The sequence below is a fragment of the Paenibacillus lemnae genome (assembly GCF_012933385.1).
GTDB lineage: Bacteria > Bacillota > Bacilli > Paenibacillales > Paenibacillaceae > Paenibacillus_AQ > Paenibacillus_AQ lemnae.
Genome location: NZ_JABBPN010000005.1, coordinates 197,930 through 224,160, shown reverse-complemented (window position 1 = coordinate 224,160; position 26,231 = coordinate 197,930). Strand labels below are relative to the sequence as shown.

Here is a 26,231-nt window from a genome sequence, read left to right as displayed (position 1 = left end):
GCTGTTCCCTCCTACATCTGATAAAAATAAGTCCAGATCATTCCCGGCACCACGGCAAGCATAAAAGGAAAGCGAAGATGTTCCTTTTTGTTATGTTTCCATGATGCCATGCTTTTGAACATGAACATACCGAACGTATGCAGCGCTGCTGTCCTCAGCCGTTTTAAGGTTTCTTTCCGCCATAACAGGATCAGCATGCCGATCATACCTGCACACAGTACGGAATAAAACAGCGCTTGTATAGTGAACCAGGCTCCGCACCAGGCCCCGATCCCACCGAACAGCTTCACATCCCCTGCACCTACAGCACCTGCTATATACATGATCAGTACAATCCCGAAGCCTGCAGCCATCCCTTTCAAGGAGAACAACAAGCCTTCCAAACCTCCCGAAACTCCGAAAAAAACCAGGCCAGCCAAAACAGCCGGAAGTGTTAACATATTGGGTATTTTCATATATCGAATATCTGTTACCAAAGCTGCGCTCAAAAATACGGCGCATATGATATGAGCGGCAATCACTTCATCCCCCCTGACATGCCAAGTACTCTTGCGCATTATGATCTTTCCACTACCGTAAACATCACTTCCATCCGCTGGCCGTCCGCCGTTTCAATGACGAACGGCCAGGTTCCCGGTGTTGTATTGAAACCGACATTCCATTCCCACTCGATATACCCTTCCGAATCTGCAGTGTGCCATCCCAGATATTTTGCCGAGCTTTTGCCGGATTTGTAGTACACGGACAGCTGGGCTGAAACCCCGGGATCCACTTTCACCTTCACTTTTGCCTGCTTGCTGGCAACAGCGGGATCCGGTTTCTCCAGCAGTTCAATAATGCCGTGATTTTCACCAGTCTGGCTTCCGCCTCCGCTACCTCCTTCACCTGTGTCCCCGATCCATAGCCGTTCTTGTGACTTGGCCTGGAGTACCAGTTTTCGATTTACAAAAGGTACCCGGATGGGCAGTTCATAACTAACCTCCAGCCCGAAATAGGGGTGTTCACCGGTCTTCAGATTTGGAATGGATATATTGGAGACATGAATTCGATCGTAGTCCAGCAGACCGCCTGGAATAAAAGGCTTTAACAGCGGTTTGATGACAGGATCAAGCACAGCCTCTGCCGCTTGATTCTTCAATTCCTGCAGAGGTTCATCCCCTGCTGCTGCAGCATCCTGAACCCATTGATTAACCGGGGCAGGCAGCGAAGCGCTGTAGCGTGCTGCCCAATCCTGCAGCGAAAGCTTCGGAATTTCCCAATGGGTGGACCGGGGTTCCTCCGATTGCTGTCCTGACGAATTTCCCCCACGGCTATCCGAGCGCTGGATGGCCAGCGATACAGGATAGATATGGGCTGACACGGTTTTTACACTGTCAGAAACCATACTCTGAAGCGCGGTCGAAATTAAAGTCATCTGAACGATATAAATTAAAAAGATGACAAAGAACATAAACAGAGGGAGCACGATGGATGCCTCCACCACCATACTGCCACGCTCACCGTCCTGACCCGCAGAACGCTGCCGCTGCTCTATGCTTGAATCGTGAGACGACTTCCTCTTCATGATTAAAATCTCCTAATAAGAAAAGTCCGCTTTACGGGTTACGATATACTTGCTGCCCTGGACCTCATCGCTTCCACTTTGAAATACACTGCCCAGCGACTTCGTGACTCCAGGCAGAAACCACAGATTCATAGCGAACACAACTTGACTTGATGCGTATGTGCCCCTTTCTGCCGGATTAATGCCTGTATTGAATTCAATGAGAGCAAGCATCCGTGACATTTTTTTCTCCTTGCTTCCGTGCAGTAATAAAAAAATACGCAGATGATCTCGATATGTAATCGTTACTGGAACGTACTTGGAGAATTCAATGCTTCCTTTCTCACACAGTGTAATCATGTCTTCAATAGCTTTCTCAATACCGTACAGAATAGCAGATGCCAAAATGAGCAGCGGATTTCCCATCTTGCTGTTCACTACAAACCCTTCCATCGTACGGATCGCAAGACGGGATGCAAAGATCTCGCCATAAGCTGCAGCGATATTCGCTGTGGGATTGTGAAAGCCGTACAGAATATACTCCACTTCCTGATCCTTAACCTGCAGCTGATCTCCCAAGGAACCGGAAGCCGAAGAATTTCCGTTTCCCGCTAAACCAGATAACCGGGTAATATCAAAATGCTGAAAATAATGAACCGCATATTCATTCTGAAACAGCTCGTCACGCACGCCTCCCAGCAGACTGCTCATGGAACCAAAGATGCCATCCATGCTGTCCATGGAAGATTTACCGCTGTCATATGGATCACTATCCCATTCCTTGCCGCTTGGAGAACCGCTATCTGCCGCATTGAAGGACAAACTTTCTTCATAATAACCCTGAAGTTCTTTGAATTGCTGCAGTGCCTGACTGTAATTTTTATCTCCGCTGCGGATGCTCTCCATCACTTTCGCAGCTTCCTTCAGCTTGATCTGTGCTTTCTTTTCCGTCTCTTTACGTTCATGATCCGATGTACGAAACTGCTCCAGAGCCGCCTGCTGACGATCCAGAATATTCCCTGCACCCGCCGCTCCATACTTTGAAATGTAGTCTTCTATCCCTTGGCTGGCTGATAGAACAGTCGATTCCATCCCCGCCCCGCCCATTGAAGAAACCAGTGCGCTCAATTGATGATGAATGGAAGAACTGCTGGAGGTTTGCCTCGATATCTCAACTTGAAAGCCGTTCATGAATGTATCTGAGTGAATCAGTTTTTCGGCCTGCTTACGGATCGACTGAATCATTTCTGCATCTCCCAGACTGCTGTTATCCGAGCCCGGTACCGGATGACTTGTGACCTGATCGTAGCCTCCGTTCGTGGAACGGGTTTCGACTTCCTGAATCACCTTCTTCATGTCTTCATTCAGCGTACGAGCTTTTTCCAAGTGCTCCTCTGCCTCCTGCAGCAGCTTCTCCTGCTTCCTGCGCAAGCTGTCTGCTTGTCCCGAAATGACAGAGCGAAGGGACGATACGCTATCCAGATAATCGTTGATCAGGCCGGTATACTGCTTCTCCTCATCCTCGGCCCGAGAAGCATCCTCCAGGGATTTATCGAGATAATCATTATATTGTGCTGCAGCATCTGCTGCAGTTTCAATGCCCCCTCCAAGACTCTCATCTTCGATACCACTTCCGGGAGGCTGCATAATAACCTTCGGGAAAGGCAGAGCAAGCTTGCCGGCTTCTCGCTGCTTCTCCAGCATGTCATCCAGCGCCTTCTCCCTCTGATCATAAAGTTTTCGAAGCTTTTTCAGAACATCCACCGTATTTGAGGTTTCCTTCATGGATTGAGACAGAGGCTTGAACTTGCTGATCAACTCCAGTGTAAAATCAATAGGTGCCTTATATTTCATCTCCTCACTGATCTGCCGATTAAATATTTCATAAGTTCCAAGCGGACGCTGGAGTTCAAGCCCGGAGCTGTCCAGATGCAGGGGCAGCAGCTTGAAAGCATCCCCTCTCTCTCCCGGCTTCAAACTTTCGTTCAGTGTCTTCCCCATAATGAGATCTCCGCTTGTCTCGCCAAATGCATACAGGCCATATTCCTGCTGAAGCTGCTGATCGTAAGCAGACATTACCGAACGGACAGCCGCATGCGTGAGACGCTCACTCTGCACCTTCATGGCCGCGATCCGTGCATAATCGATGAAGACAGCCACAAACATAAACACGACCGACAGGGCAATGATCAAAAAAATCGATACTGCACCGTCTTCCCCGGTTCCCGCACTGCGTCCGCTGTCCAAAGCTTTCCGCTTCATCACAAAGTGGCTATCATACTTCTTCACTGTGTTTTCCCTCCATATTGTCCAAGAACCTTCGAAGCAGCTGCAGGATTGGTTCCTCCTGAACCAGACTTCGAAAATTTGGATCCGTAGTAACGCATCAGCTCCACGGTTCTAATAAACTCTACGGGGTCTACGATCACAGACTGGGAAAGAGTCGTCAGCTTCATACCCCCAGGTATAGCCCTGTCCAGCGGAGAGATCACCTGCGGCCAAGACAGCTGCGTATAGACACGGCGGATGAACAGCTGATGGTCGTAACGCATCTCCCCATTCATACCGGATGGAACGGCCAGGGCAGCTTTGGACATTTTCACCTGTGCCAGGTCTCCTTCTGAGAAAGATCCGCCTGGAAGCTGCAAAGAATTCCCGCCTTTCCCGTTGTTCAGCCCAAACAGACCTGAGATTAAATGATCATCCGTCAATCTCCAATACAACCCGTCATATAAGCCTGGAACGACGCTTCCGCTGACAGCTTCCTTATGACTGTTATCCCAGATGAACGAGGAACGCTCCGAAACGGCGGATGAAGCCTGAAGCAGAAACGATTTTTGATACAGGTAGAGACACATAAAAAGCAGCAGCGATACCGTAATCAGCACAATCGGCAGGACAAGAGAGGCTTCAATCGTGAAGTTCCCCTCCTGACGATTCCACACCGGACGCCTACTTAAGAAATTCTTGGCTCTTTTGATTAACATTGCCGAGGAGGCTGTTCACAAGCGCAGTAATCTGATTCTTGAACAGCAGTGCAATAATCAGAATAACAACAATAATCAGAATAACCTCGAGAGTTCCAAGACCTTCTTCATCCTTCCAAAAACTCTTCACCTGATTGCGAATATACGTTAACATCATCATCCAACCCTTCTACATGTTTATCATCATTAATGCAGGGGTCCCGATCAGTACCAGAACCACCATGAAAATTACTACCATAGGAAATACCAGCTTTGATGATGCTTGTTCCCCCCGTGTACGAGCGATCGCTTTACGCTTTTCCCACAGCACGCGGGACAAGTCCCGCAGCGCCAGTACAAAATCATTGCCGCCTCGCCTGAAATTTAACAGCACCGTGGTCGTAAAGATCGATACTTCCTGCACCGAACAGCGTTTGCTGAATTGTTCGAAAGCCTGCTGAAAGGAGTGACCTCCTTCCCATTCTGCAATCATGTTCTTCAATTCACCATATAATGGGTGACTGTCTTCCTTCTTGCGATGACAGCAGTGCACCAGTGCTTTTTGAACGGTCTCTCCAGCGCCTACAAGCAGTACCATCTTGTTCAGAAGCTCTGGCAGTTCCATAACCATTTCCTGTTCACGAACCATGACTTTCCGCTCAAGATCTTTGATAAAAGAAAATGGCAGCACAACAGCTAGCGCGAGGCCGCCTAAGATCCCTATGGTCTGTCCTGTCATCAGTGTCAGTGTGCAGCCGGCTGCCAGGGTGAGCCACCCATACAATAAAGCTTCAGCTATAAAAAGAAGCGTCATTTCCTGAATAAGCCGCATCCCGTAAATCTTCTGCACCGACCGCTCAATCCGAAAATACAGAACTGGAAACTGGTGAAGCAGCCTGCTGCGTTCCAGGATCAGCAGCAGCGGAGAGGCCCATCGCTGAAGCCTGACCCCCTCCATCTGAATTCGCCGCCACGCCCTGTATCGTCCGGCGCTGCGGTAATTCAGCACCACCCAGCCACCCACAAGCAGAATTACCACCACGCCGCACACACCTCTGAGCATTTCCAGCTCACCTCCTCCTATACTCGGATATTCATCATTTTGGAGATCCAGAAAAAACATCCTGTCAGGGTACCCAAGGCTAACGTGGAAATGACAATTCCCGCCCCGCTTTCATGCATGGGCTTCATATAGTCACCGGCTGTAAAGTTCATAAACAGCAGCAAGAGAAACGGGGCCGCCAGCAGTGCCTTGGACTCGAATTTCTTCTGTGCCACCATTACAGAAATCTCCTGCTGAATATCCAGCTTCTCTCCGATAACCGAGGACGTTCGCCGGATGACCTCCACCAGATCTCCCCCGGTTCGTTTGCACGTCGTGAACACATCTGCAAAATTGGATATATCCTCAATCCCTGCCCGGCTGGCGAAATCCTGCAGAGCCGACTCCACCGGCTCTCCAATTTCAAGCCTTGTTGTAATCACACGGATCTCAAAAATCATGTCGTTCTCCCTCCCGGGATGCAGGAGCATCAGATCCGACGCCGCATCCTTAAACCCGTTCTCGACGGACCGGCCTGCAGACATCGAGGAGGACAGGGAATAAAGTGCGTGTTTAAAATAAAGATTCAAGGCAGATCTTCTGCGAAGAAGCAGATGATTCTGCACAAAGCGCGGCACGATCAATCCTCCTAGGGCGATCAGCAAAGATAAAATCATATTCTGATAAAACAAATATCCCATTCCGAAAAACAGAAGCATGCCGGCAGCTGCCGAAAACCATCGCTGTATCCTGGACAATTCATACACCCTGTAATCCGGAAGCGCCGCTTTCTTGAGTATCTTATCCTGTGGTTTCAATGTCTTCGACCTCCTGAAGCGACCATTCCGTGATTCCGGCCATTTGAAGTTTGGAAATATTCGTAAGACGGTTCCCGCAGGGCTCAAGACTGCCTAGCACCTTTCCTTCACGCTCTCCGTGCTCCACAAAGCGGTAAAGCGAATGAATCCGCACTTCTCCTTCGTGGATCCCCGTCACCTCGCTGATCTCTGTCACACGGCGGGACCGGTCACGCAGTCTGGACAGATGCACGAAAATATCAATCGCCGAGCTGATCTGCTGCCTCACCACCGGGACCGGCAGGTCTGCTCCACTAAGCACCATCGTCTCCAGACGGCTGATCATATCCTTCGTACTATTGCTGTGACCGGTGGACAGAGATCCGTCATGGCCGGTGTTCATCGCCTGCAGCATATCCAGCGCCTCACTTCCCCGGACCTCCCCCACAATAATGCGGTTGGGTCTCATGCGAAGAGATGAGCGGATAAGATCACGGATCGAGATCTCACCACGGCCTTCCGTGTTTGCATTTCTCGTCTCCAGTGAGACCAGATTCGGTACGGTTGCAATGTTCAGTTCAGCAGAATCCTCAATTGTAATCACACGTTCATCCGGCGGAATGAACTGGGATAAGGCATTGAGGAATGTGGTCTTCCCGGATCCCGTACCGCCGCTGATGAAGATGTTGTATTTCCCCTTCACCAGGACCCGGAGCAGATCCGCTGTCTCAGGGGTGAGCGCCCCCCTGCCCACCAGCTGGTCCATCGTCATCGGCGATTCCGGAAATTTTCGAATCGTCATTGTCGGACCTTTCAAGGCAATCGGCGGAAGAACAATGTTCACACGTGAACCGTCTCCAAGCCTGGCATCCACAATCGGTGAAGATTCATTCACGACCCGGTTCACCGAACCAACGACGCTCTGAATGATATCCTCCAGACGGCTTCGGGATTCAAACTGGACATCCAGGCGCTTCACTTCGCCTTCCTGCTCAATAAACACTTCCTGGTGGCTGTTGATCATAATTTCCGTAATGGTGGGATTGTCCACCAAGGGTTGAAGTACATCCAGTCCGCGAAAGGAATCGAACACTCTGCGAATCAGCCTGCGTTTATCTGCAGCCGTGAAAGCAGCCAGCTCCTTGCGCCGCCAGGCAGATTCCTCAATATACTGCATCAGCTCACGGTTTCCGACAGCAGCGGACATGTCGAGTCCCGAACGCACTTCATTACGCAATGCTTGAAACAGGTCTTCATCATGCATAAGCCTGATCTCCGGCATGTTGGTTTACAAATGGAGCGGTTTTCTCATTTTGTTCTGATAAAGAACGCCACAGCTTCAAAATCTCCCGCTGAAATACCGGAGAATAGAGCGGCTGCTGAAATGGATGTCCCCCGTCCCAGGAGGCGATATACGGCAGATCGTAGTCCACCCGGATATCGCTGTGTGGAGAAGGCGTACCGGTATACGCGTTCCGGACAAATCTGCTTTTGCCCATGAGAGGAGACCAGGAATCCGGATTCACGCCTTCCAAATAATCCAGCCAACTGGCGGTCTTAAACATTTCGGCCGGATCGTTCCTCAGAATCCAGAGCAGAACATCAGAATGTTCCAGAACTGCCCGGAATGGTGCACTATGAGGAACATCGCTGTCTACGATCACATAGTCATAACGACCCGTTTCCCGGATTCGCTGGATAAGAGCCTTCGTATCCTCCTGCGTCAGTTCCAGCAGTTCTTTCAACAGCGTACCTGAGACAAAACCATCGCATTTCAGCGGTTCTTTCCATTGGATATAACGGTTAATGTCGATCGGCTCTCCGGTCTCCTGCAGTACTTTAAGATCATACAGAAGCCGGGAAAAAAACTCTGTCCCCTTATGTCCGCTCCCTTCCTGCAGCAGGACAGTGCTGGAATTCACCGACTCCAGATTGAGATAAAACACCTTGTATCCCTGTTCAGCCAGCAGCCGGGAGAGGTTCATGGCTATCACCGTCTTGCCGCTGCGTCCTATTGCCGACACCAGAGCGATCACTCGTGTTCCTTCTTTATCCAGATTCCCTGTTCCTCGCGATACAGCGAGAGCCATCCAGGATTCCAGAAGCTGCGGAAGCGGCTGGTATTTCGCCATTGTGACCAGATGTTCCACTTCAGGCTTCTCGCCTCCCTCACTGAGGTAGACCCATGGTTCACCAGAAGACGGGCCGCTCAGCCAGACCTCCAGCATGTCTTTATCCAATACAATGAGATCATGGTTCAACCCTCTGACCCTGTACTCAGCCAGCGCTTCCACGCGGGTAAAAGCTGTAATGTGAAGCCGTGTCCCGTACTCGCTTCCTTGAATATAGTGAAGCAGCGGCTCCACATAATGGGGATCCTGGACTGCGAGCACCAGTCTTACCGGATGCATACCGCATTCTCCCTTTCTCAAGACAACGCAAAAAAGCACCGTCCAAACTGCCGGTAAAAGGCGGTTTATGGAACGGTGCTTCCGTTGTCTTGTTATATTTTTACATAGAATACCACACAGCTTTACGACTCGGCAAGCCCTAAATTATTCACCTTCAAGAACATCCCATTCCCTTGCCAAAATAATAAAAACAAGACATAATGAATTCGCCGGGAACAAATGTTCCTGAAGCAGTCAGCCTTATATAATATACAGCTATAAAGGCGGCTCCTACATATAAAAACCCTTACATCCCAGAGAGGAGAAGCAACATGACAAAATCACGCCTGTTATCCGCCCTGCTCACAAGTATGCTGCTGTTATCCGGATGCAGTACAAGTCCGTCTCATCCTGCTGCAAGTCCGGATACATCCAGCAGCACTTTCAATACGGAAACATCCCCCCGCACATATGAAACCGATGAACTGGATTTACCCAGAACCAAGGTTACGCTGGTCAAAGCCATCGACGGCGATACGATCAGCGTGAAATGGCAGGGTAATACGGAAAATGTCCGTTTTCTGCTGATCGATACGCCAGAGACCAAACATCCACGCCTGGGTGTTCAACCATTCGGACCGGAGGCAAAAGCATTCACTGCCAAGGTGGTGGAAGAAGCCAAAACGCTGGAACTGGAGTTTGATATCGGGCCAAACCGCGATAAATATGGCCGGCTGCTGGCCTATGTTTATGCCGACGGCATCATGGTTCAGGAAGAACTGCTGAAAGAAGGACTGGCCCGAGTAGCTTATATCTATCCGCCGAATGTCCGGTATGTCGATAAGTTCAACGATCTTCAGCAGGACAGCCGATCTCAGCAAGCCGGAATCTGGAGTGTAGAAAACTATGCACAGGAAGATGGATTTCATCCGGATCAAACAAATGAAGAACATCCTTCTGAAGCTCCTGCTGCATCCAACGGATCTCCTGACAGACAGAACAATTCACCACCCAAGGGCTGCAGCATTAAAGGGAATATCAATGCAAAGGGTGAAAAAATATATCATACCCCGGCGTCCCCTTACTACGAGCGAACCGTGCCGGAGGAATGGTTCTGCAATGAGCAGGAGGCTGTAAAGTCCGGATTCCGTGCGCCCAAGCGATAACATTTTATAAAAAGCGGCTGCGAATTTCAGGTGTAGGAATCATGCACTCCTGATCCTTTCCAAACCAGCGGTAGCGGTTGTTAGCGATCCACTGATACAGGGCATCCCGCAGAAAACGCGGGATCAGGATTCCCCCGTACCACAGGGACCAGGGCATCGGCAAATGTCGGGAGATCCGGAGAGCGGCTGCGGATTCGGTATAATAACGGTTTTTCTCCAGTACCACTACCGTGTTATTCAATTCCTGAGGCAGGCCGTTCTGCCGTAAAAGCTCCTGTCCAATCTCCGACTGTTGGGAAGCAAATCGAAAGATTCCTGCTGGATCCCGCTGAATGATAAATCTTGTTAGCCCATGGCACATATGACAAACCCCATCAATCAGAACAATAACATACTCTTCGTGCGGCTGTGCCGCGCTTTTGTCCGAACCCATCATAATCCTCTCCCAAATACACAAAAAAGCGCAGAAGCTGCCCTCTGCGCTGTATTTGTGATGTATTCAATTACTCTGCAGCCGCCTTGCTCAGCCATTCTCTCTCTTTCATCTGATTATCAAAATCAGCAGAGAACTTCTCCATACATTTGCAAATAAAATCTTTGCGGCATATCGGACATGGCGTCTTGCCCAGACGGCTGACATTTGTCAGCTTCCATTCCGGATTACGGCTGTAGAACATACGGCAATCGGTTCCGTCTGCCAGGTTAACAATAAATTCGTAAAGGCCATCCTTATCATTGCTTCCGGCCTTGGTCACATTCTTAATCTGCGGTCTGTATGGCATGATAATCACCCGTTTATCTTAAATTTCGTTAAATGACTCTTTGTACTTTACGGTACTTAGTCATATTAAAGAATTTTAAAGGCGATGTCAACCAACGAGACAGCCGGGAGGGATCCAAAGTCATTCCCTAGACAATATTCAATTCCACATCAATGTTGCCTCGTGTGGCTTTGGAGTATGGACAGAAATCATGAGCTTTCTTCGCCAGATCTTCTGCTTGGCTGCGCTCAAGGCCTGGCATTTCAATATTCAGCTTCACGCTGAGCTTAAAACCGCCATCACTGTCGTCTTTCCCGATCAGGACTTGAGAGTGAACGGTCACATTGTCTACCTTGACGCCTTCCTTGCGGGCGATATTGGCCAGGGCACTTTCATAGCATGCGCCATATCCTGCAGCAAACAGCTGCTCAGGGTTTGTACCTTCCGCGCCAGAGCCGCCCAGTTCTTTAGGCATCGTAAGATTATGTTTCAGAACACCGTCAGAGGATTCGATGGATCCATTTCGTCCGCCTTTTACTTTCACGTCAGCTGTATACAATGGTTGCATATGTTGTCATCTCCCTTGTCTTATTTTCATTCACACTTTCACTTAAACGTCTCACAAAAAATGAAACGGTTTAATCCGTCCCTAGTTTTTCCCAAAGCGCTAAATGTCATCACTGAAAATAAAAAAACAACCTTCTGCATGAAAGCAAAAGGTTGTTTTATCATTCATTAATGCGGTAGAGAGGACTCGAACCTCCACGGGTATACACCCACTACCCCCTCAAGATAGCGTGTCTGCCATTCCACCACTACCGCATAATAAGAAATGTTCAACAAGAGAACATTCCCTATTATATAGAGCAATGATTAAAATGTAAAGCTGATTTTTATTCCAGGATTTCCAGACCTGCATTTTGCTCTCAGTGTTTGTTTTTTTTCATTTTACGATATTCGGTAAATTCCACATATTCCTGAATAAACTGCTTTTCTTCGTCCGTAAGCGTGGATGTGCGGCTCTGTTCTCCGCCTTCGTTCATACTATAATCTTCTCGAATCTCCATAATGCTGGAGGAGGGGTTTCCCCGGCCTACAATAAGCCAATCCAGGCTCACTGAGAAAAAGGATGAAATTTCAACCAGTTTGCTGGTGCTTGGCGTTGTTTTTCCTCTTTTCCAATCACCGAAATTCCCTGTACTGATACCCAGCTGCTCGCAAAAGGCTTTTTTGGTCATTCCTCGGCTTTCGATGAGTTGTTCGATTCGTTGGTATATAGAGTACATGAAACAACCGCCTTCCGACAAAAATAATACGTATGTACGTCATAACCTATTGATTTAGCACTTAAATAAGTGTATAATAAATTCAATATGTCTAAATTATACCATATTTCATCATCTGTCCGTAGTTACCTAGAACCTAATCGGAGGAGAGATAAGGTTGAACGATTCATATGCCTGGGGCCATGCTGTTCATTCCATGATGTCCGGGATTGTCATTATCCGGGAGGACGGAACTATTGATCAATTTAACAGCCGTTTGAAGTCCTTCGCCTTAGAATGGGGAATGTCTTCTTCAGGATGCCTGAAGGGTCTGAGTATATTGGATATTGAACCGGATTTTTTTGGACGGGCTTCATTCACGGCTTTTTATAATGAGGTGTATCTTCCATCGATCCGCAGCGTCCTCCTAGGCCAGGAACAGCATGAGCGCATGGAATACAAAATAGATCTGAACGGAAAGCCGCACTGGTACCTATTTGAAGTTCAGGCCCTGCCCGGTGTTCAGGACACACAAACTCACGGAGCTGTCCTTTCGATTACGGATATTACCCCCATTATGAAAAGAATGAGCGAACTGGAGAATGCCCTGTCTTGTATTTGTTATCTTCCTGACCATATCCCGATTTGTGCGGTTTGCAAGCATGTTCGTACTTCTGCTGCATGGAAGCCTGTGGAAAGTTATCTGGAAAGCGTAATCCCTGTTCATTTCACGCATGATATATGTCCAGGGTGTATTCGCAGTCTCTATCCCAAATATTCTTCCATACTGGACAAACATCCTTCTTATTTTGACGATTAGCACAAACAACAGCCCTGGTTCACATAGAACCAGGGCTGCCGGGTATGAATTCACCTTGCTGAATGGATTCCTTACCTATGCTGAATAATCATGATGCCTGCGTTTTAGTTCCGCCGCTGACGTGCTCTCGCCTGTCCGCCTTTACGTCCCGCTTCTTCGCGGCTCATCTTGCCATCATCGCTGTCTGAACTGCCGCCGCGGGCTTCACCGCCTTTTTGACCGATCTCCTGGTAGAACTCTTTTCCATGGGAATCGGAAGTCGCTTCTCCGCCTTTACGGCCAATACCTTGATAAAATTCCTTGTCATGGGAACCGGAGGTAGAATCGCCGCCTTTTTGACCGATTTCCTGGTAAAACTCTTTGTCGTGGTTCTTTGCAGTTGCTTCTCCACCTAAACGTCCTGCTTCTTCACGGCTCATTTTGTTATTTGCCATTTGAATCACTCCTATAGGTTTTTTTGGAAAAATTGCTCGTCCACGATATGATATTAACCATTGCTTTGGGCATGAAACACATCAAATGCATAAACACGAATAGAAAAAGCAGGTTATTTAGCACTAATTTATGTATAACTGCGCAAAAAAAAAAAAAAGCTCCTGCAGCATTGCAGGAACTTTTTTTTGATATGCGGTAGAGAGGACTCGAACCTCCACGGGTATACACCCACTACCCCCTCAAGATAGCGTGTCTGCCATTCCACCACTACCGCATAATATAAGGAGAACAATAAAACAATGGTGAGCCATGAAGGACTCGAACCTTCGACACCCTGATTAAAAGTCAGGTGCTCTACCAACTGAGCTAATGGCTCTCGAAGAAAAACCAGCTGCGCCATTATTTCTTAGCAAGAAGCATATAATGAGAGTGGTGACCCGTAGGGGATTCGAACCCCTGTTACCTCCGTGAAAGGGAGGTGTCTTAACCCCTTGACCAACGGGCCTTACTGCAATATCTGCCACCTTGGCGACAAGATTGAGTATATCAAATTGTTAAAGGTGTGACAAGCACTTTTTTTATTTTTTTATCGAAGGAGAAATCATGTAGTGATTTCTATAAATTCCTCAAACTTGTTATTTTTCATTATGCCTCCCCCTGCTTGCCCTTCATGCTTCAAGAAAACTTGTTCAAGGTTCTTGTCGATGTACAAAAGAAGCTCCGCCGCGGATACGGCAGAGCCTCTTATCGATGATATCTCAAACGGAGAGAGAGGGATTCGAACCCTCGCACCGCTTACGCAGTCTAACCCCTTAGCAGAGGGTCCCCTTATAGCCACTTGGGTATCTCTCCAAAATAATGGCTCCCCGAACAGGACTCGAACCTGTGACAACTCGATTAACAGTCGAGTGCTCTACCAACTGAGCTATCAGGGAACATTCATGAATACATTTTATAATTTATCATGAGTTCTCTTATGAGTCAAGGGGCAGCAATTGGAGAGAACCACGGCACCTTCCACAGCGGTAACGCGCAGGATCCATCTTTCTTTTTCGCATATATTCAGTGTGGCATGCCGTACAGCGCAGCAAGTACCGGTAGGGTGCCGGCTTGCGCGGCTTCCCGCCAGGCTTCGTCACAGACTGGCAATATCGGCTTCCGCCCACAGCCTGCAGCAGCCTTTTAAAATCATTATCCCGGTGCCTGTAACCTCGTCCGGCCAGATGCAGATGATAATGGCACAATTCATGCTTGATGATCTTCTCCACCTCGTCCATGCCGTTGCTCTCCAGTTGGTGGGGATTGATCTCGATATTATGGCTTTTCATAAAATAACGTCCACCGGTCGTTGACAGCCTGCGGTTAAATACCGCACGATGCCTGAAGGGGGCCTGAAAGCTGCTGAGGGATATCTCTTCCACCCAAGCCTGCAGTTCGTCGTTTGTCATTTTAAACATGGATTACAGCTTCCTTTCCACTTGTTCCCGAGTTCCAGCTTACACGCTGGAGTAAATCTACTTGAATTTTAACTTCTTCCTACGCTACACTGTCAAGTAAAGACTGATGGAATCAGGATACAGGTAGTACGGAGGGAGAATATTCAACATGCCGACAATGCGTTATTGTATATTACAAAAAGGGGACCAGCTGGAGTATGTGGAAATGCCGTCAGATTATGCATACCAGCTGAGTGCGCTGAACCTGAGATTAAACAAGGAGGTCAGCAAGCTGACAGCAGAAGGCAGGCCTGAGCTTCCGCTGGCTGTCGCAGAATGCGATCAGCTGGACCTGCTGCAGGAAACCTCCCAAATCATTGGAGGCCTGGATTACATTAATGAACTGGAGCGTTCCTTCGCTTCCCTGAACGAAAACCATTATCCGCTCATTTCACTGCTGACCGAGATCCGCGCGCTTCAAGCCCAGCTTGAGCAGTGGTACGAAGAAGAAGTCGTTTAATCCAGAGAAAACCTGCACGCTTTGGGCCTCTTCCCCATATGTTATCCATACAGATGGTTACGTCAGAGGAGGAGATTCCCTTGCCGCAGTGGCTCTGCAATCAGCTGATCCGCGCTTTCCGCAAAAAGGACCGCCGCCAGATCAAGCTGTTGAATGAATGCTGGTTTTTTTACCGTAATTCTCCGGGAGAGAGTCCGGATGTTTAATGTCATGAGTAATCTTTGATGTAAAAAGTGCCCTTCCGGCGCAGACAGCGAACCATGCGGATCGCGTTCTGCTCATGAAGGGCACTTTTTTGTTTACATACTCTGTTCTTTAGGCGGTCTCATCGTAAGTCCGACACGGCCTTTTTTCAAATCGATGTTCAACACCCATACCGTAACGTTGTCACCCACAGATACGACATCCATGGGATGCTTGACATATCCGGTGCTCAGCTGGGAAATATGCACGAGACCATCGCTTTTGATGCCGATATCGACAAATGCACCGAAGTCAATCACATTGCGGACCGTACCCTGCAGTTCCATCCCCGGTGTTAGATCTTCAAGTTTCAGTACATCCGTCCGGAAAATTGGCAGCGGCAGTTCCTCACGAGGGTCACGACCGGGACGCTGCAGGCTGTCCACAATATCACGCAGTGTCGGCACACCGACATCCAGCGTATCAGACAGTTCTTCTACGGACTGCCGGGATAAAAGCTCGGACAGTTCACGTGTGCCGACCTTCTCAGGACCGACTCCCAACTCTTTCAACAGACTGGACACCACGAAATAGGACTCCGGATGAATCGGTGTACGGTCAAGCGTGTTCTCTCCGTCTGAAATCCGCATAAAGCCAACGCACTGCTCATACGTCTTGGCACCCAGTCTGGGTACCTTCTGCAGCTGTTTACGCGAGGAGAACTTACCATTTTCCTCACGGAACTTCACGATGTTCTTGGCAATGGTCCCGTTAATGCCTGCCACATAGGAGAGGAGCGAAGGAGATGCCGTGTTCACATCCACGCCCACATGGTTAACGGCCGACTCAACAACCACTTTCAAGCTCTCTTCCAGATGCTTCTGACTAACATCATGCTGGTACTGGCCGACGCCGATAGATTTCGGATCAATCTTCACCAATTCAGCCAGCGGATCTTGTACACGCCGGGCAATGGAGGCAGCGCTCCGCTCAGCCACATCCAGATCAGGGAATTCTTCCTGAGCCAGCTTGGAGGCGGAATACACACTTGCTCCTGCTTCGTTAACGATCAGATATGCCAAATCCTGCTTCCCTGCCTCGGCAATCACTTCGGCAACGAACTGTTCGGTCTCTCTTGATGCGGTTCCGTTACCAATGACGATAAGCTGAACACCGTATTGATCAATCATTTCCTTGATTTTTGCTGCAGCTTCACGTTTTTTGTTATTAGGCGGTGTAGGATACGTTACAGCCACTTCGAGCAGCTTGCCTGTCTCATCCACGGCGGCAAGCTTGCAGCCGGTCCGGTAAGCCGGGTCGACACCCAGTACCGTGCGGCCTTTAACCGGAGCTTGAAGCAGCAGGCTGCGCAGGTTGCCTGCAAAGATGGAAATCGCCTGGTTTTCCCCTTTTTCCGTCATTTCTCCGCGGACTTCCCGCTCGATAGACGGGGCAATCAATCGCTTGTAAGCATCCTCGATGACCGTCTGCAGAATATCGGTTACAGCTGAAGGACCCTTTACAATCTGCTTCGTCATATATTGATGCACGGAATCGGAAGGTACCTCAAGCCCCACCTTCAGTATGTTCTCCCGTTCGCCGCGGTTGATGGCAAGGATACGGTGAGGCGGCATTTTTTTGGCCAGTTCCCTGTAGTTATAATAGTTCTCGTATACAGATTCGGCCTCCTGGTCTCTGGCTTCCGATACCAGCATGCCGTGATCTATACTATATCTGCGAATCCACGCCCGGATGGCGGCATCGTCCGCGATATTCTCAGCGATGATATCCATAGCACCTTGCAGCGCCTCTTCAGGACTGTTCACCCCTAGCTCCTCATTGACATAGTTAGAGGCTTCAGCACGGACATCTCCCTGCTTCGGCTGGGCTGTGATCCAGACTGCCAAAGGTTCCAATCCTTTCTCCTTCGCTGCACTGGCGCGTGTCTTTCTCTTCTGGCGGTACGGACGGTATAAATCCTCCACTTCCTGCAGCTTCACTGCTTTTTCAATGGATGTCTTTAGCTCTTCTGTAAGTTTGCCCTGTTCATCTATAATGCGCAGAACTTCCCGCTTGCGAACTTCAAGGCTGCGCAGATATCCGGTACGCTCTTCGATCTCCCGCAGCGCATTCTCATCCAGCTCACCGGTCATTTCTTTACGGTAACGCGCGATAAACGGAATGGTGTTCCCTTCGTCCAGCAGATCGACCGTTGTACGAACCTGCTTTAAGGTCAATTGAAGCTCCTTGGCGATCTGTTTCACGATCCGTTCCTGTTGTTCTTTATGGATCTGTTCTTTGTTCAATTCCACGACAGCTTCGATATCAGACAATGCTAATCCCTCTTTCTTCAAACAAACTGTACCCCCATTATCCCAAAACTTCGGTTCATTTTCCAGCAGGATCCGGTTTACAGGAAAATCGGTGTACGAAAAAAAACATTATTCTCCAGATTAATTTTTAATAAATTCGGCTCTTTTCATCTGATTTTAAGTTTCACACGTTACACTGTTCCTAACATACATGTCCGCTGACAAAAGCCGGTCATTACCCATACATATGGAGGAGGTTATTATGAATCGAAAACAAGCCTGGCTGATCTCACTTGTTTGTCTGGCCACCTGGATCGCTGTCATTGCCACAGCCTATACGATGATTCCCGACGGCAGTTCTGAGGGAAGCTCGCTGCCGACTGCCACGACAGATCCAATTCTACGAATGGTAGAATAACCTGTCTCCACAGCAAAAACCCGCCGAATGTAATCGGCGGGTTACCGTATAGCCCTCATATTAGGCGGCTGTACTTCAAGTCACGCATCAAAAATCAATTAAACCCAGACTGATCTGCAGGGAGTCATCCACCTTGCTCATGGTTTCATCGTCCAGATGGGTAATCTTATCCGTCAAGCGCTGCTTGTCAATCGTCCGAATCTGCTCCAGTAGAATGACCGAATCCCGGTCAAATCCATGTGACGCCGCGTCGATCTCAACGTGGGTCGGCAGTTTCGCTTTTTGAATTTGAGCTGTAATAGCTGCAACAATCACCGTCGGACTAAACCGGTTGCCGATGTCATTCTGGATGACGAGCACCGGTCTGACACCACCTTGTTCTGAACCCACAACGGGTGAAAGATCCGCAAAAAATACGTCGCCGCGTTTTACGATCACTTGTTCACACCCCGCTAACTAAGCGGCCCAGAGTGCTGTCTGCATCTTCCTCCGCATGAAACGCTTCAGATGCCATGGTCAGGTTAATTTTGGCCATTTCCATATAACCCCGCTGCATGGATTCACGAATATAACGCTTCTTCCGCTCATGTAAATACAGCTTCATGGCCTGCCTGATTAGCTCACTGCGGTTGGAATTTTCCAGCTGAGCGATCCCATCCACTTCCTGCAAAAGATGATCCGGTAGACTGATCATGATTCGTTTGGTGTTCTGCATGTTGGCCACCTTGTCTTCCACCCCCACAACCTTCTTGCCCTGTGCACCAGTATTACGTTATTCAAGGAAATTTATACAAAAATATATATGCCGAGGATATATCAAGTATGCTGCATCTCATTATAAACTACACTCGGCACTTCGTACAGACCAACCGTCATATTCATACTTCGGGAGGGTTTGTACGTATTCCTGCTATCCTCAATAAATAATCCGGTAAAACAAAAAGGCAAATCACCAAAGGGGATTAACAATGGTCACCGGTATGCCGCCGCGTGTATACGTTCGAGGCACACGGTGTGCAATCATGCAGACCAATTCGTAAGGGATGGTACCCAGCCTGGATGCCAGTTCATCTGCGGTAATAACAGCCCCAGATTGCTGGCCGATGAGTACAACCTCTTCGCCGGCTTTGATTTGTTCCGCTTCTTCAGCGAAAGATTTTAGGGATACCATACACTGGTCCATACAGATATTGCCGACGACAGGAGCACGGCGTCCGCGTATAAGTACCTCGGTATGGCCGCTGAGCATACGTGAATATCCGTCTGCATATCCGATCGGAAGAGTGACAATCACCTCTTCTTCTTCGGTGACGTATTTCGAGCCGTAGCTGATTCCATACTTCGGGGGCAGTTTTTTGACGTAGACCGCCTGCGTCTTTAACGTCATGACCGGGCTCAAGCTGACCGCTGTCTGATTGACATCATCCGAAGGGTATAGTCCGTACAAGCTGATGCCTACCCGCACCATATTGAAGGACAAGCCGGGTGTGTCGATCGCTGCGGCGCTGTTGCCCGTATGTATAATCGGGATGGAAATTTCTTCATCCCGCAGCGCATCAACCACGCTCTTAAACCGCCGGTACTGTTCCAGTGTATAGCTTTTAACCTTTTCATCCGCTCTTGCAAAATGCGTAAATAATCCTTCAACAAAGACCTGCGGCAAAGATATGACTTCATTCACAAAAGAAACTGCCGTCCGGTCTGCAAGCAATCCAAGACGCCCCATACCGCTGTCAATCTTGATATGCACCTTGAGTCGTTTGTGCATGTGATCCGGCAGAGTTCGAATGGCTTCCACAACCTCATGGCTGAACACTGTGACTGTTACATCCTGCTCCTGTGCGATATGCAAGCCTTCAGGAGGCGTATATCCCAGCACGAGAATCGGCAGGGTAATACCCGCCTTCCGGAGTTCCAGTGCTTCGTCCAGGAAAGCCACACTTAAATAGTCAGCACCCAGGTTCTCTAATTCCCGGGCTACTTCCACAGCACCATGTCCATAGGCATTAGCCTTAACGCAGGCCAGCAGTTTCATGGTTTCTGGAAGATGCTTACGGAAAGCGGAGAAGTTGCTGTCCAGTCTGTCGAGATCAATTTCCGCTTGGGTAGGTCGATATATGTCTTGCAATTTCAGTCACCTTCTTACCATTTTGAAAAAGCTCAGTTGTACAATAAAGTTAATGGTAATGTTCCATGAGGTAACTGTCAATCACTCTGCCTTGCATGAATATAATCCAGCAGGCAGTCCTGGCATTCCGCGGATTCAGCTGTTACCGCGGATCCTTGCAGCACATGCGTCATGTCATCCATGCTCCGCAGTTTGAAGAAAGAGGCGAATGGCCTGTATTGCAGTCATTATCCATGCTCTGCAATAGTCGGTTATCCGCCTTCATCGTATTATTTACCCGATTGTCCCTGCATGGAAGCAGCGATTTCTACCATTTCCGAAGTCGGAAGGTTTGCACTGGTGATCCGGTACTCTACGCCTTCGGTGGTCCAGGTTAATGTCTGCTGTTCATCTCCGGTCAGGAGAGCGACTGTAAAGCCCAAATCAATGACCTGACCCGGTGCAAGGGAAACGGCACGATCAAGTGGACGTGATTCCATGATCGTATATTGATATACCCCATCATAACGAAGAATAACCGCATGATCCTTGCTGTTCGCAATCTCCTGAATGCCTTTGCTCATAACACCTGCAGGTGTGTAGGCAGGTTCGATAATGCCGAAAGCCCCCAATTGTCCAGCGGAGACAGGCTCGCTGACTGGCCCTTCGGTTGCACCCTCTTCCTCGTTACCCTGAGCTGCCGGCATTCCGTTCTCATCCACTTGCGCCATGGCTCCTTGATCTTCTCCGTTCATCGCACTCAAATTACGGTTGGTATCAAATGAGTCTTTCGTCAAATTGGTGTCGAACGTAAAGGCATTAAATTTGACATCTACAACCACTTTAGCTTCAGAGTCGGAAACCTGAATTTGCTTTGGAGAATAGGTATCCTTGGCCAGCCAGATTTTTTGGCGAACCAGCGAATGACTATGGTAATTGGCAGCAACGTCAAATACGTAAGCATCTTTATCCTCTGCAAATTGGCGGGTATTATCACTTAGGATGCTGCCCAGCATCGTCTGATAGAGGTATACCTGACCTTGGTTCTCCGGCCAGTCGCTTTTGAAGCGGAAGCTTTTATTCAGGCTTGGCGTCAGAACAAACACACCTTCATCATTTCTCAGTACGATCTGAGTTAAATCTTTCTGGCCGTTGGTGAGACTGATCCGGTAATACGATGGAGCCTGATACCATACTTCCACTTCATACTGCTGCGGCACAGACCCGGTATGTATGGTCATGACCCCTTTGCCCTGATAAGCGCCTTTCTCTCCTTCCAGCCGATCCGCCATTTTGGTCAGATCCTTTATGACTCCGTCTGCGTCTTTCTTGCCGCACCCTGATAAAACCAGTGTGATACACATTACGGCAGCAAGCAGCACCCAAGAAATCCGGCGCATGTCATCATCCCCTTTTGCACATGTTTTGAATTCATTGATACATGTCTATGAGGGACTTGGTCACATTATGCAGACGGGCTTGACAAGCTGGATGAGGAAGCTGGGTCTTGCGATAACTCTTCCTTTGTTCCGGGAAGAACAAACCATGATTCACTGATATCCCTTGAGGAAGGGAGCCCTTTGGTCACGGGATTTAACATCCAGTACACACCTACGATCAGCACGGTGAATCCACATCCTGCAATGATATAGAAGCTTGAAGCAATCGTGCCCAGTGCTCCCCCGAGCAAACTTCCTGCAGGCATCGCGATGCCACTGATCGCACTTGCTGCTGCAAATACCGTTCCCAGCTTTTTCTGAGGCACCGCCTTCTGAAGGACCGTATTGACCATAACGTTGGTGACGCCTCCCGGGATCCAGGCCAGGCCATACATCATAAGGATCATCCAGTTGAATGGCGCAAACATGCTGGCACCCCAGGCGGCACCAGATAGGATAAAAGATGTCCCGAACATCAAGCCGATCGGAATCCTCTCCAGCTTTAAATACGGGGTTAACATGGCGCCCAGTAAACTTCCTGCAGCCTGGGCCATCAGCATCATGCCGTACATTCCGGCACCGCCCAGGCTTTCTCCGAACGCCGGCAGCAGGGTAAACGTCGCGCCTCCCGCGGCATTGATCACAATCATGCCAACCTGAATTCGGGCCAGCGGCGTCGCCAGCAGAAAAGCTAATCCCTCTTTAATTTCATTGAAGTAAAGACGTGTTCTTTTTTCTGAACCTGCTTTTATAGATGTCTTCGTCACGTTGTTATCAGAATTTAAAACAGAAGATGTTATGGATAACTGTGTGAACAGCAGGGCTCCAACAAAGAATCCGGCAGCATTCCAAAAATAAAGCGATACCGCTCCAAGTAGAATGATCAAACCACCAGAAATAGCATTACAGGCGATATCAATCCCTTGGTACGCCACAGTAAACAAAGAGTTGCCCTGCGTGAGCTGATCTCTTGTCAAAATTTTGGGCAGGGCAGCCATTTGGGCAGGATAAATCCACATATTCAGGGTGGTTAGAATCGGAGTAATTACCAGCACCAATCCGACGGTCAGCATATCGAGATAATAAGCAGCCGGCACAGTGAGCAGCAGCAGAGCCTGCAAAAGCTGGGTAACCACCAGCATGCCTCTAAGCGGTACACGGTCAATGACTGGACCTGTCAGCAGTTGAATCACTCTGGGGATGATGGATAAAAAACCGGCTAATCCCGAATATAAAGTAGATCCACCCAGATCATATACCAGCCACATGGCGGCAACAGCATACAAGCTGTCACCGATATTAGTTAGAATCCGCCCGGAGAAGAGCAGAAGAAAATTACGGTTTTTGAAAATCATGGCGGGGAACCTCGCAATCTTAAATGAATTTTACACCTGTTGATTTCTTACGTTGTTTTTTCGTCCGTTGCTTTGAGTTTAATGCCAATTGCATACTCTTTCGTATCCTTAGCCTTGGAAGCTGCAGACACCCCGACCCATTTCTCAAGCAGTGCCTTAAACTCCTCCGTCATCTGATCCCGCTGCTGTGAGGAAAGCTCCAGCCGCAGACTCACCTGTGTACTCGTGGAGGATTCGAAGTCATCGGCCAGCACAGGGTCCACCAGCTTCGTTCCCTGCGTGTTGAACCATTTGGCTTTGGATTTATAGTACTTCTCTACAATGCCACCCACCTGCCGGGTCTCTACCAAATCAATCAAGCCGCCTTCATACAGCTTCTGGATATGATAATGAATGCTGCCTGGAGTCCCTCCAAGTTCATCGGCTACCTGTTTCGACGTTTTTGGTACCTCCACGATGGCTCCGACGATTTTTACCCGCAGCGCATTTCCCAGCAGTTTGGCCTGTTCTACGGTAATGTCCGCTGATGGATGATCTTCAGGTTGATGATTAGGCTGATCTGGCATTACGATTCTCCCCTTTTAAAATCTCAATTATATAGACTGAAGTTAAAAGTTACCGTTCTGGTTGGCTGCGATGGCAAGTGTTCTTACGACCGCTGTTGCCTCCAAAATGCTTGGAATTGTAATCAATGGTGACATTTTGGAGTCAAAGCTTATGCTTTCGATGCTAGCTTTCCTTCGGAAAGCTTTTAGGCGGACGCTGACGCTTCTCCAGAATCACTTGTCACCTCCGCTATAGAAGGGTTAATCTTAAATTCATTCTATATAGTATCTCGATCTAATTTATGCGAATGATCTAAATTTAGTTCGATCTAATTAATTAGACCGTTAAATGAATAATATCACGCAATTCTTTGTATGTAAATACTCCAAACGACAAAAAGAACCGCTTCCCCTCATGGGCAGCCGGTTCTTATGTCAAGTATGAAGCTGATTCAATCTATTTTCTCTTGAAATACTTTTCCTTAAGCTCCTCGGTCAACCGTTCCAGCCGGCCTCCCTGAATGATGTACAGGATATCGCAGAGCGATTCAAGATCTTCATAGTTATGACTGGTCAGCAGCATGGTCTTATGTTCTTCCTTCAGCTTGAGTACAATCTCCTTCATATCATTATAGGTCTGATAATCCAGCGCATTAAAAGGCTCGTCCAGCACCAGAATATCCTGCCTTTCCATAATGGCCTGTGCGATGCCAAGCTTCTGCTTCATACCCAGTGAATAGTCGGCAACCTTGGTTTTCAGCTCTGGGTCCAGGCCGACGAGCCTCATCGCATCTTTAATCTCGGCATCCCCGATCTTACGGTTAATATCGGCCAAAAACTTCAGATTTTTAAAGCCGCTGTAGATGCCGATATATCCCGGACCGTTAATAAACACACCAACATTTTCGGGAAAATCAAGGTCCTTGCCAAGCTGCTTGCCTCTTACGAACACTTTGCCCTGGTCAGGGGCTGTAAACCCGCACATAATCTTGAACAGCACGGATTTACCGCTGCCATTGGCACCGACAATACCGATCGTCTTTCCTTTTTCGATGTCCAGATTTACTTGGGACAGTACCGGGATACCGTTAAACGTTTTGGATACCTCTTCTATTCTGATATCGATCATCATGATCACCTCTCTCAAAATTATTCTGATTTAGCGAAACCGCCGCTTATAACCGTATATCAAGATGTATAAAGCCAGTATGATCGTGAGAAGCCCCATGATCAGGAAGATCACCTGACCAGATAATGCGGGGACACCCGGTTCCGCAGCTGCTGCAAACACTTGATGCTGTGACAGACTGGACATGCCAACAGGAACATACTGCGTCCAGCCATAAGGCAGGAAATAGAACGCGTACATCAACACAATTCCTCCAAAAGCGGCTGTGACTTGACGACTCCACAGGAAGATCAGCAGCATACACAGAAACTGAAATAACAGTTCCAGCCCTTTCATGGCTGTGATATAAAGCCAAAGCTTACTCAAGCTGATTTCTATGCCAGGCAAGATTGTCACGCCCCCTGCTGGCAATCCGGTAAAGGAAGGAAATAAGAGACTTCCGGCAGTTAACAAGACGGTGTATGTGAGCAAAAACAAGCTGCTTATCCCAACAACAGAGCATCCCCACTGCCGCTTGGATGCAAGGCGGATGGTTAACGGGGTGCTGTGGTCCATCCATTCCCGCTGCAAAAAAACAGCAATCAGACACACGGGGGCTGAGTTCATCAGCATCATAGCCAGGAAATCGGAAGGTCTAAAGTAGCCGTGACCGTGACCCCAAAAGGTGTACACCATCCAATCCGCGATCGTGCCCGTGCCTCCTGTCAGATTCTGAAGCTGCGGCCATTTCCAAAGACTTAACAAAACGATAAGGACGATTAGAATACCTGCGTTGGCTGCCGAAAATAGCTGTGCCCCATAATAAGGCAGGACACCCCTCGGCTTACGCCATTTTAACTGCCACTTCAATTCTTTGTTCCAGTACCTGCAGATCCAGAATGCCGTACCCCCAGCGATCATACCTAGTGAAATGTAAGTAACCCAAAATGAATACGGAAACGTCAGGTTGTACATGAAAATGATGTAGTTGTTAATGAACAGGAACGGAATTCGCGTCAGCTCCGGAATTTTGGATTTCATGGCATATACCATTAGAAAAAAGAGACCTACCGTGATGATGGCAACCCATCGTTTTTCAAAAAAGTGATGCATCGCCATAAAGGAGCTTCCCAGGACACTGAGTCCAAGCACCATGTGCAGCACCGTCAGTGCAGACCCCTGCCAGGGGTACTGGAAATAGCCGCCTAATATGAGCAGCACTTCGATTGATGAATCCTGAGTGTCCGCAGGAGGAAAACCCGAACCTCCTGGCAGCCCCAGGCCCACAGCCAATATGACGGCAAGCTGCAGAAGGACGAATATCGATATGTTCACACCGATGGCAGCTGACTTCACGGCGAAGTACCGCGGGAATTTTTTAATACGAATCAGGACATAATCGAGATCATCTTCCAGGTGACTGTAAATGATGTACAGAAACATCGGGACCATAAAAAAGGTTATATAATAATGATCGGACAGCATGTGCAGCACAAAATGTTCATAGGAGTATGAGAAGCCTTTGCGCTTTGCCAAGCTGAACAGCAGGCAGCCCAGCATTAACATCACAAGCCTTGGCGTACAGAAGCGGCGCACATCCCGAAGGAGAACAGCTGTCATAAG

General features: G+C 48.6%; 29 protein-coding genes and 6 tRNA genes. 5 read left to right on the top strand and 30 right to left on the bottom strand.

The window, feature by feature from the left end; all coding sequences use genetic code 11:
- Positions 1-11: 11 nt before the first annotated feature.
- From HII30_RS08465 to HII30_RS08425, 9 genes are read right to left on the bottom strand one after another with little or no spacing between them, the layout of a single operon-like run.
- Complete coding sequence (locus tag HII30_RS08465) at positions 12-557, bottom strand: A24 family peptidase (protein ID WP_211184485.1); 546 nt, start codon at positions 555-557, stop codon at positions 12-14.
- Complete coding sequence (locus HII30_RS08460; RefSeq protein ID WP_343045081.1) at positions 557-1,564, bottom strand: TadE/TadG family type IV pilus assembly protein; 1,008 nt, start codon at positions 1,562-1,564, stop codon at positions 557-559. The genes HII30_RS08465 and HII30_RS08460 overlap by 1 nt, the downstream gene beginning before the upstream one ends.
- 12 nt (positions 1,565-1,576) lie before the next feature.
- Positions 1,577-3,832, bottom strand: coding sequence for a hypothetical protein (locus HII30_RS08455; protein WP_343045080.1), 2,256 nt, complete (start codon positions 3,830-3,832; stop codon positions 1,577-1,579).
- On the bottom strand, positions 3,829-4,488 hold the full coding sequence (locus tag HII30_RS08450; protein WP_343045079.1) for a TadE family protein: 660 nt from the start codon (positions 4,486-4,488) through the stop codon (positions 3,829-3,831). The genes HII30_RS08455 and HII30_RS08450 overlap by 4 nt, the downstream gene beginning before the upstream one ends.
- Positions 4,489-4,495: 7 nt before the next feature.
- On the bottom strand, positions 4,496-4,687 hold the full coding sequence (locus HII30_RS08445) for a Flp1 family type IVb pilin (protein ID WP_169504597.1): 192 nt from the start codon (positions 4,685-4,687) through the stop codon (positions 4,496-4,498).
- Positions 4,688-4,699: 12 nt separating this feature from the next.
- The gene (locus HII30_RS08440; RefSeq protein WP_169504561.1) at positions 4,700-5,572 is read right to left on the bottom strand and encodes a type II secretion system F family protein; all 873 of its coding nucleotides are present in this window, start codon (positions 5,570-5,572) and stop codon (positions 4,700-4,702) included.
- 17 nt (positions 5,573-5,589) lie between these two features.
- Complete coding sequence (locus HII30_RS08435) at positions 5,590-6,369, bottom strand: type II secretion system F family protein (protein WP_246246192.1); 780 nt, start codon at positions 6,367-6,369, stop codon at positions 5,590-5,592.
- On the bottom strand, positions 6,353-7,612 hold the full coding sequence (locus tag HII30_RS08430) for a TadA family conjugal transfer-associated ATPase (RefSeq protein ID WP_169504560.1): 1,260 nt from the start codon (positions 7,610-7,612) through the stop codon (positions 6,353-6,355). The genes HII30_RS08435 and HII30_RS08430 overlap by 17 nt, the downstream gene beginning before the upstream one ends.
- Positions 7,605-8,759, bottom strand: a complete 1,155-nt coding sequence (locus HII30_RS08425) for an AAA family ATPase (RefSeq protein ID WP_169504559.1) — start codon at positions 8,757-8,759, stop codon at positions 7,605-7,607. Before HII30_RS08425 ends, HII30_RS08430 begins: the two co-directional genes overlap by 8 nt.
- A 311-nt stretch (positions 8,760-9,070) precedes the next feature.
- Here HII30_RS08425 and HII30_RS08420 point away from each other — a divergent pair, with 311 nt between their 5' ends.
- The gene (locus tag HII30_RS08420; protein ID WP_169504558.1) at positions 9,071-9,904 is read left to right on the top strand and encodes a thermonuclease family protein; all 834 of its coding nucleotides are present in this window, start codon (positions 9,071-9,073) and stop codon (positions 9,902-9,904) included.
- Positions 9,905-9,908: 4 nt separating this feature from the next.
- Here the strand turns inward: HII30_RS08420 and HII30_RS08415 are convergent, their stop codons facing one another.
- The 5 genes from HII30_RS08415 to HII30_RS08395 form a co-directional block, all read right to left on the bottom strand.
- Complete coding sequence (locus tag HII30_RS08415) at positions 9,909-10,340, bottom strand: thiol-disulfide oxidoreductase DCC family protein (RefSeq protein ID WP_425495980.1); 432 nt, start codon at positions 10,338-10,340, stop codon at positions 9,909-9,911.
- 67 nt (positions 10,341-10,407) lie between these two features.
- Complete coding sequence (locus HII30_RS08410) at positions 10,408-10,686, bottom strand: hypothetical protein (protein ID WP_169504556.1); 279 nt, start codon at positions 10,684-10,686, stop codon at positions 10,408-10,410.
- A 127-nt stretch (positions 10,687-10,813) separates the two neighbouring features.
- Positions 10,814-11,233, bottom strand: a complete 420-nt coding sequence (locus HII30_RS08405) for an organic hydroperoxide resistance protein (RefSeq protein ID WP_169504555.1) — start codon at positions 11,231-11,233, stop codon at positions 10,814-10,816.
- A 171-nt stretch (positions 11,234-11,404) separates the two neighbouring features.
- Positions 11,405-11,487: transfer RNA gene (locus tag HII30_RS08400), tRNA-Leu, on the bottom strand.
- Positions 11,488-11,591: 104 nt separating this feature from the next.
- Positions 11,592-11,951 carry a helix-turn-helix domain-containing protein gene (locus HII30_RS08395; RefSeq protein ID WP_169504554.1) on the bottom strand — a complete coding sequence of 120 codons (360 nt, stop codon included), beginning with the start codon at positions 11,949-11,951 and terminating at the stop codon, positions 11,592-11,594.
- A gap of 157 nt (positions 11,952-12,108) precedes the next feature.
- On the opposite strand from HII30_RS08395, the gene HII30_RS08390 reads away from it, so the two are divergent.
- Positions 12,109-12,750 carry a hypothetical protein gene (locus HII30_RS08390; protein WP_169504553.1) on the top strand — a complete coding sequence of 214 codons (642 nt, stop codon included), beginning with the start codon at positions 12,109-12,111 and terminating at the stop codon, positions 12,748-12,750.
- A 104-nt stretch (positions 12,751-12,854) separates the two neighbouring features.
- Here the strand turns inward: HII30_RS08390 and HII30_RS08385 are convergent, their stop codons facing one another.
- The 7 genes from HII30_RS08385 to HII30_RS08355 form a co-directional block, all read right to left on the bottom strand.
- Positions 12,855-13,184, bottom strand: coding sequence for a KGG domain-containing protein (locus HII30_RS08385; protein ID WP_169504552.1), 330 nt, complete (start codon positions 13,182-13,184; stop codon positions 12,855-12,857).
- A 192-nt stretch (positions 13,185-13,376) separates the two neighbouring features.
- Positions 13,377-13,459 (bottom strand) — tRNA-Leu (locus HII30_RS08380).
- 26 nt (positions 13,460-13,485) lie between these two features.
- Positions 13,486-13,561: transfer RNA gene (locus tag HII30_RS08375), tRNA-Lys, on the bottom strand.
- Between the two features lie 54 nt (positions 13,562-13,615).
- A tRNA-Glu gene (locus tag HII30_RS08370) sits at positions 13,616-13,690 on the bottom strand.
- A gap of 258 nt (positions 13,691-13,948) precedes the next feature.
- Positions 13,949-14,037, bottom strand: a tRNA-Ser gene (locus HII30_RS08365).
- Positions 14,038-14,044: 7 nt separating this feature from the next.
- Positions 14,045-14,120: transfer RNA gene (locus HII30_RS08360), tRNA-Asn, on the bottom strand.
- Between the two features lie 39 nt (positions 14,121-14,159).
- Positions 14,160-14,633 carry a SprT family protein gene (locus tag HII30_RS08355; RefSeq protein WP_169504595.1) on the bottom strand — a complete coding sequence of 158 codons (474 nt, stop codon included), beginning with the start codon at positions 14,631-14,633 and terminating at the stop codon, positions 14,160-14,162.
- Positions 14,634-14,790: 157 nt separating this feature from the next.
- Here HII30_RS08355 and HII30_RS08350 point away from each other — a divergent pair, with 157 nt between their 5' ends.
- Together HII30_RS08350 and cmpA are read left to right on the top strand one after the other, a co-directional pair.
- Positions 14,791-15,141: a hydrolase/acyltransferase gene (locus tag HII30_RS08350; RefSeq protein WP_169504551.1), complete on the top strand. Its 351-nt coding sequence runs from the start codon at positions 14,791-14,793 to the stop codon at positions 15,139-15,141.
- Positions 15,142-15,221: 80 nt separating this feature from the next.
- Entirely contained in the window at positions 15,222-15,347 is a 126-nt protein-coding gene (gene cmpA, locus HII30_RS08345; protein WP_169504550.1) for a cortex morphogenetic protein CmpA, read from the top strand.
- A gap of 93 nt (positions 15,348-15,440) precedes the next feature.
- On the opposite strand, the gene HII30_RS08340 is transcribed toward cmpA, so the two are convergent.
- Positions 15,441-17,657, bottom strand: a complete 2,217-nt coding sequence (locus HII30_RS08340) for a Tex family protein (RefSeq protein WP_169504549.1) — start codon at positions 17,655-17,657, stop codon at positions 15,441-15,443.
- 241 nt (positions 17,658-17,898) lie between these two features.
- On the opposite strand from HII30_RS08340, the gene HII30_RS08335 reads away from it, so the two are divergent.
- Positions 17,899-18,054, top strand: coding sequence for a hypothetical protein (locus HII30_RS08335; protein WP_169504548.1), 156 nt, complete (start codon positions 17,899-17,901; stop codon positions 18,052-18,054).
- An 87-nt stretch (positions 18,055-18,141) separates the two neighbouring features.
- On the opposite strand, the gene HII30_RS08330 is transcribed toward HII30_RS08335, so the two are convergent.
- The 8 genes from HII30_RS08330 to HII30_RS08295 form a co-directional block, all read right to left on the bottom strand.
- On the bottom strand, positions 18,142-18,492 hold the full coding sequence (locus HII30_RS08330; protein ID WP_169504547.1) for a type II toxin-antitoxin system PemK/MazF family toxin: 351 nt from the start codon (positions 18,490-18,492) through the stop codon (positions 18,142-18,144).
- Positions 18,493-18,496: 4 nt separating this feature from the next.
- The gene (locus tag HII30_RS08325) at positions 18,497-18,778 is read right to left on the bottom strand and encodes a ribbon-helix-helix protein, CopG family (protein ID WP_169504594.1); all 282 of its coding nucleotides are present in this window, start codon (positions 18,776-18,778) and stop codon (positions 18,497-18,499) included.
- Between the two features lie 225 nt (positions 18,779-19,003).
- The gene (gene alr, locus HII30_RS08320; protein ID WP_169504546.1) at positions 19,004-20,182 is read right to left on the bottom strand and encodes an alanine racemase; all 1,179 of its coding nucleotides are present in this window, start codon (positions 20,180-20,182) and stop codon (positions 19,004-19,006) included.
- Positions 20,183-20,451: 269 nt separating this feature from the next.
- A complete protein-coding gene (locus HII30_RS08315; RefSeq protein WP_169504545.1) occupies positions 20,452-21,561 on the bottom strand; it encodes a LolA family protein in 1,110 nt (369 codons plus the stop codon).
- A 65-nt stretch (positions 21,562-21,626) separates the two neighbouring features.
- Entirely contained in the window at positions 21,627-22,955 is a 1,329-nt protein-coding gene (locus HII30_RS08310; protein ID WP_169504544.1) for an MFS transporter, read from the bottom strand.
- A 47-nt stretch (positions 22,956-23,002) separates the two neighbouring features.
- A complete protein-coding gene (locus HII30_RS08305) occupies positions 23,003-23,521 on the bottom strand; it encodes a winged helix-turn-helix domain-containing protein (protein ID WP_169504543.1) in 519 nt (172 codons plus the stop codon).
- A 436-nt stretch (positions 23,522-23,957) separates the two neighbouring features.
- Positions 23,958-24,629, bottom strand: a complete 672-nt coding sequence (locus HII30_RS08300) for an ABC transporter ATP-binding protein (protein ID WP_211184484.1) — start codon at positions 24,627-24,629, stop codon at positions 23,958-23,960.
- Positions 24,630-24,659: 30 nt separating this feature from the next.
- Positions 24,660-26,228 (bottom strand): hypothetical protein, encoded by a 1,569-nt coding sequence (locus HII30_RS08295; RefSeq protein ID WP_169504541.1) that lies wholly within the window; start codon positions 26,226-26,228, stop codon positions 24,660-24,662.
- Between the last annotated feature and the right edge of the window lie 3 nt (positions 26,229-26,231).

Bases quoted from the DNA above. Each gene is read 5' to 3' on its own strand.
- HII30_RS08415 (WP_425495980.1), bottom strand. From the start codon at position 10,340: ATGATGGGTTCGGACAAAAGCGCGGCACAGCCGCACGAAGAGTATGTT.
- HII30_RS08355 (WP_169504595.1), bottom strand. From the start codon at position 14,633: ATGACAAACGACGAACTGCAGGCTTGGGTGGAAGAGATATCCCTCAGC.
- HII30_RS08465 (WP_211184485.1), bottom strand. From the start codon at position 557: ATGCGCAAGAGTACTTGGCATGTCAGGGGGGATGAAGTGATTGCCGCT.
- HII30_RS08460 (WP_343045081.1), bottom strand. From the start codon at position 1,564: ATGAAGAGGAAGTCGTCTCACGATTCAAGCATAGAGCAGCGGCAGCGT.
- HII30_RS08405 (WP_169504555.1), bottom strand. From the start codon at position 11,233: ATGCAACCATTGTATACAGCTGACGTGAAAGTAAAAGGCGGACGAAAT.
- HII30_RS08300 (WP_211184484.1), bottom strand. From the start codon at position 24,629: ATGATCGATATCAGAATAGAAGAGGTATCCAAAACGTTTAACGGTATC.
- HII30_RS08385 (WP_169504552.1), bottom strand. From the start codon at position 13,184: ATGGCAAATAACAAAATGAGCCGTGAAGAAGCAGGACGTTTAGGTGGA.
- HII30_RS08445 (WP_169504597.1), bottom strand. From the start codon at position 4,687: ATGATGTTAACGTATATTCGCAATCAGGTGAAGAGTTTTTGGAAGGAT.
- HII30_RS08305 (WP_169504543.1), bottom strand. From the start codon at position 23,521: ATGCCAGATCAGCCTAATCATCAACCTGAAGATCATCCATCAGCGGAC.
- HII30_RS08310 (WP_169504544.1), bottom strand. From the start codon at position 22,955: ATGATTTTCAAAAACCGTAATTTTCTTCTGCTCTTCTCCGGGCGGATT.
- HII30_RS08315 (WP_169504545.1), bottom strand. From the start codon at position 21,561: ATGCGCCGGATTTCTTGGGTGCTGCTTGCTGCCGTAATGTGTATCACA.
- HII30_RS08440 (WP_169504561.1), bottom strand. From the start codon at position 5,572: ATGCTCAGAGGTGTGTGCGGCGTGGTGGTAATTCTGCTTGTGGGTGGC.
- HII30_RS08350 (WP_169504551.1), top strand. From the start codon at position 14,791: ATGCCGACAATGCGTTATTGTATATTACAAAAAGGGGACCAGCTGGAG.
- HII30_RS08425 (WP_169504559.1), bottom strand. From the start codon at position 8,759: ATGCATCCGGTAAGACTGGTGCTCGCAGTCCAGGATCCCCATTATGTG.
- HII30_RS08420 (WP_169504558.1), top strand. From the start codon at position 9,071: ATGACAAAATCACGCCTGTTATCCGCCCTGCTCACAAGTATGCTGCTG.
- HII30_RS08395 (WP_169504554.1), bottom strand. From the start codon at position 11,951: ATGTACTCTATATACCAACGAATCGAACAACTCATCGAAAGCCGAGGA.
- HII30_RS08410 (WP_169504556.1), bottom strand. From the start codon at position 10,686: ATGCCATACAGACCGCAGATTAAGAATGTGACCAAGGCCGGAAGCAAT.
- HII30_RS08430 (WP_169504560.1), bottom strand. From the start codon at position 7,612: ATGCATGATGAAGACCTGTTTCAAGCATTGCGTAATGAAGTGCGTTCG.
- HII30_RS08335 (WP_169504548.1), top strand. From the start codon at position 17,899: ATGAATCGAAAACAAGCCTGGCTGATCTCACTTGTTTGTCTGGCCACC.
- HII30_RS08295 (WP_169504541.1), bottom strand. From the start codon at position 26,228: ATGACAGCTGTTCTCCTTCGGGATGTGCGCCGCTTCTGTACGCCAAGG.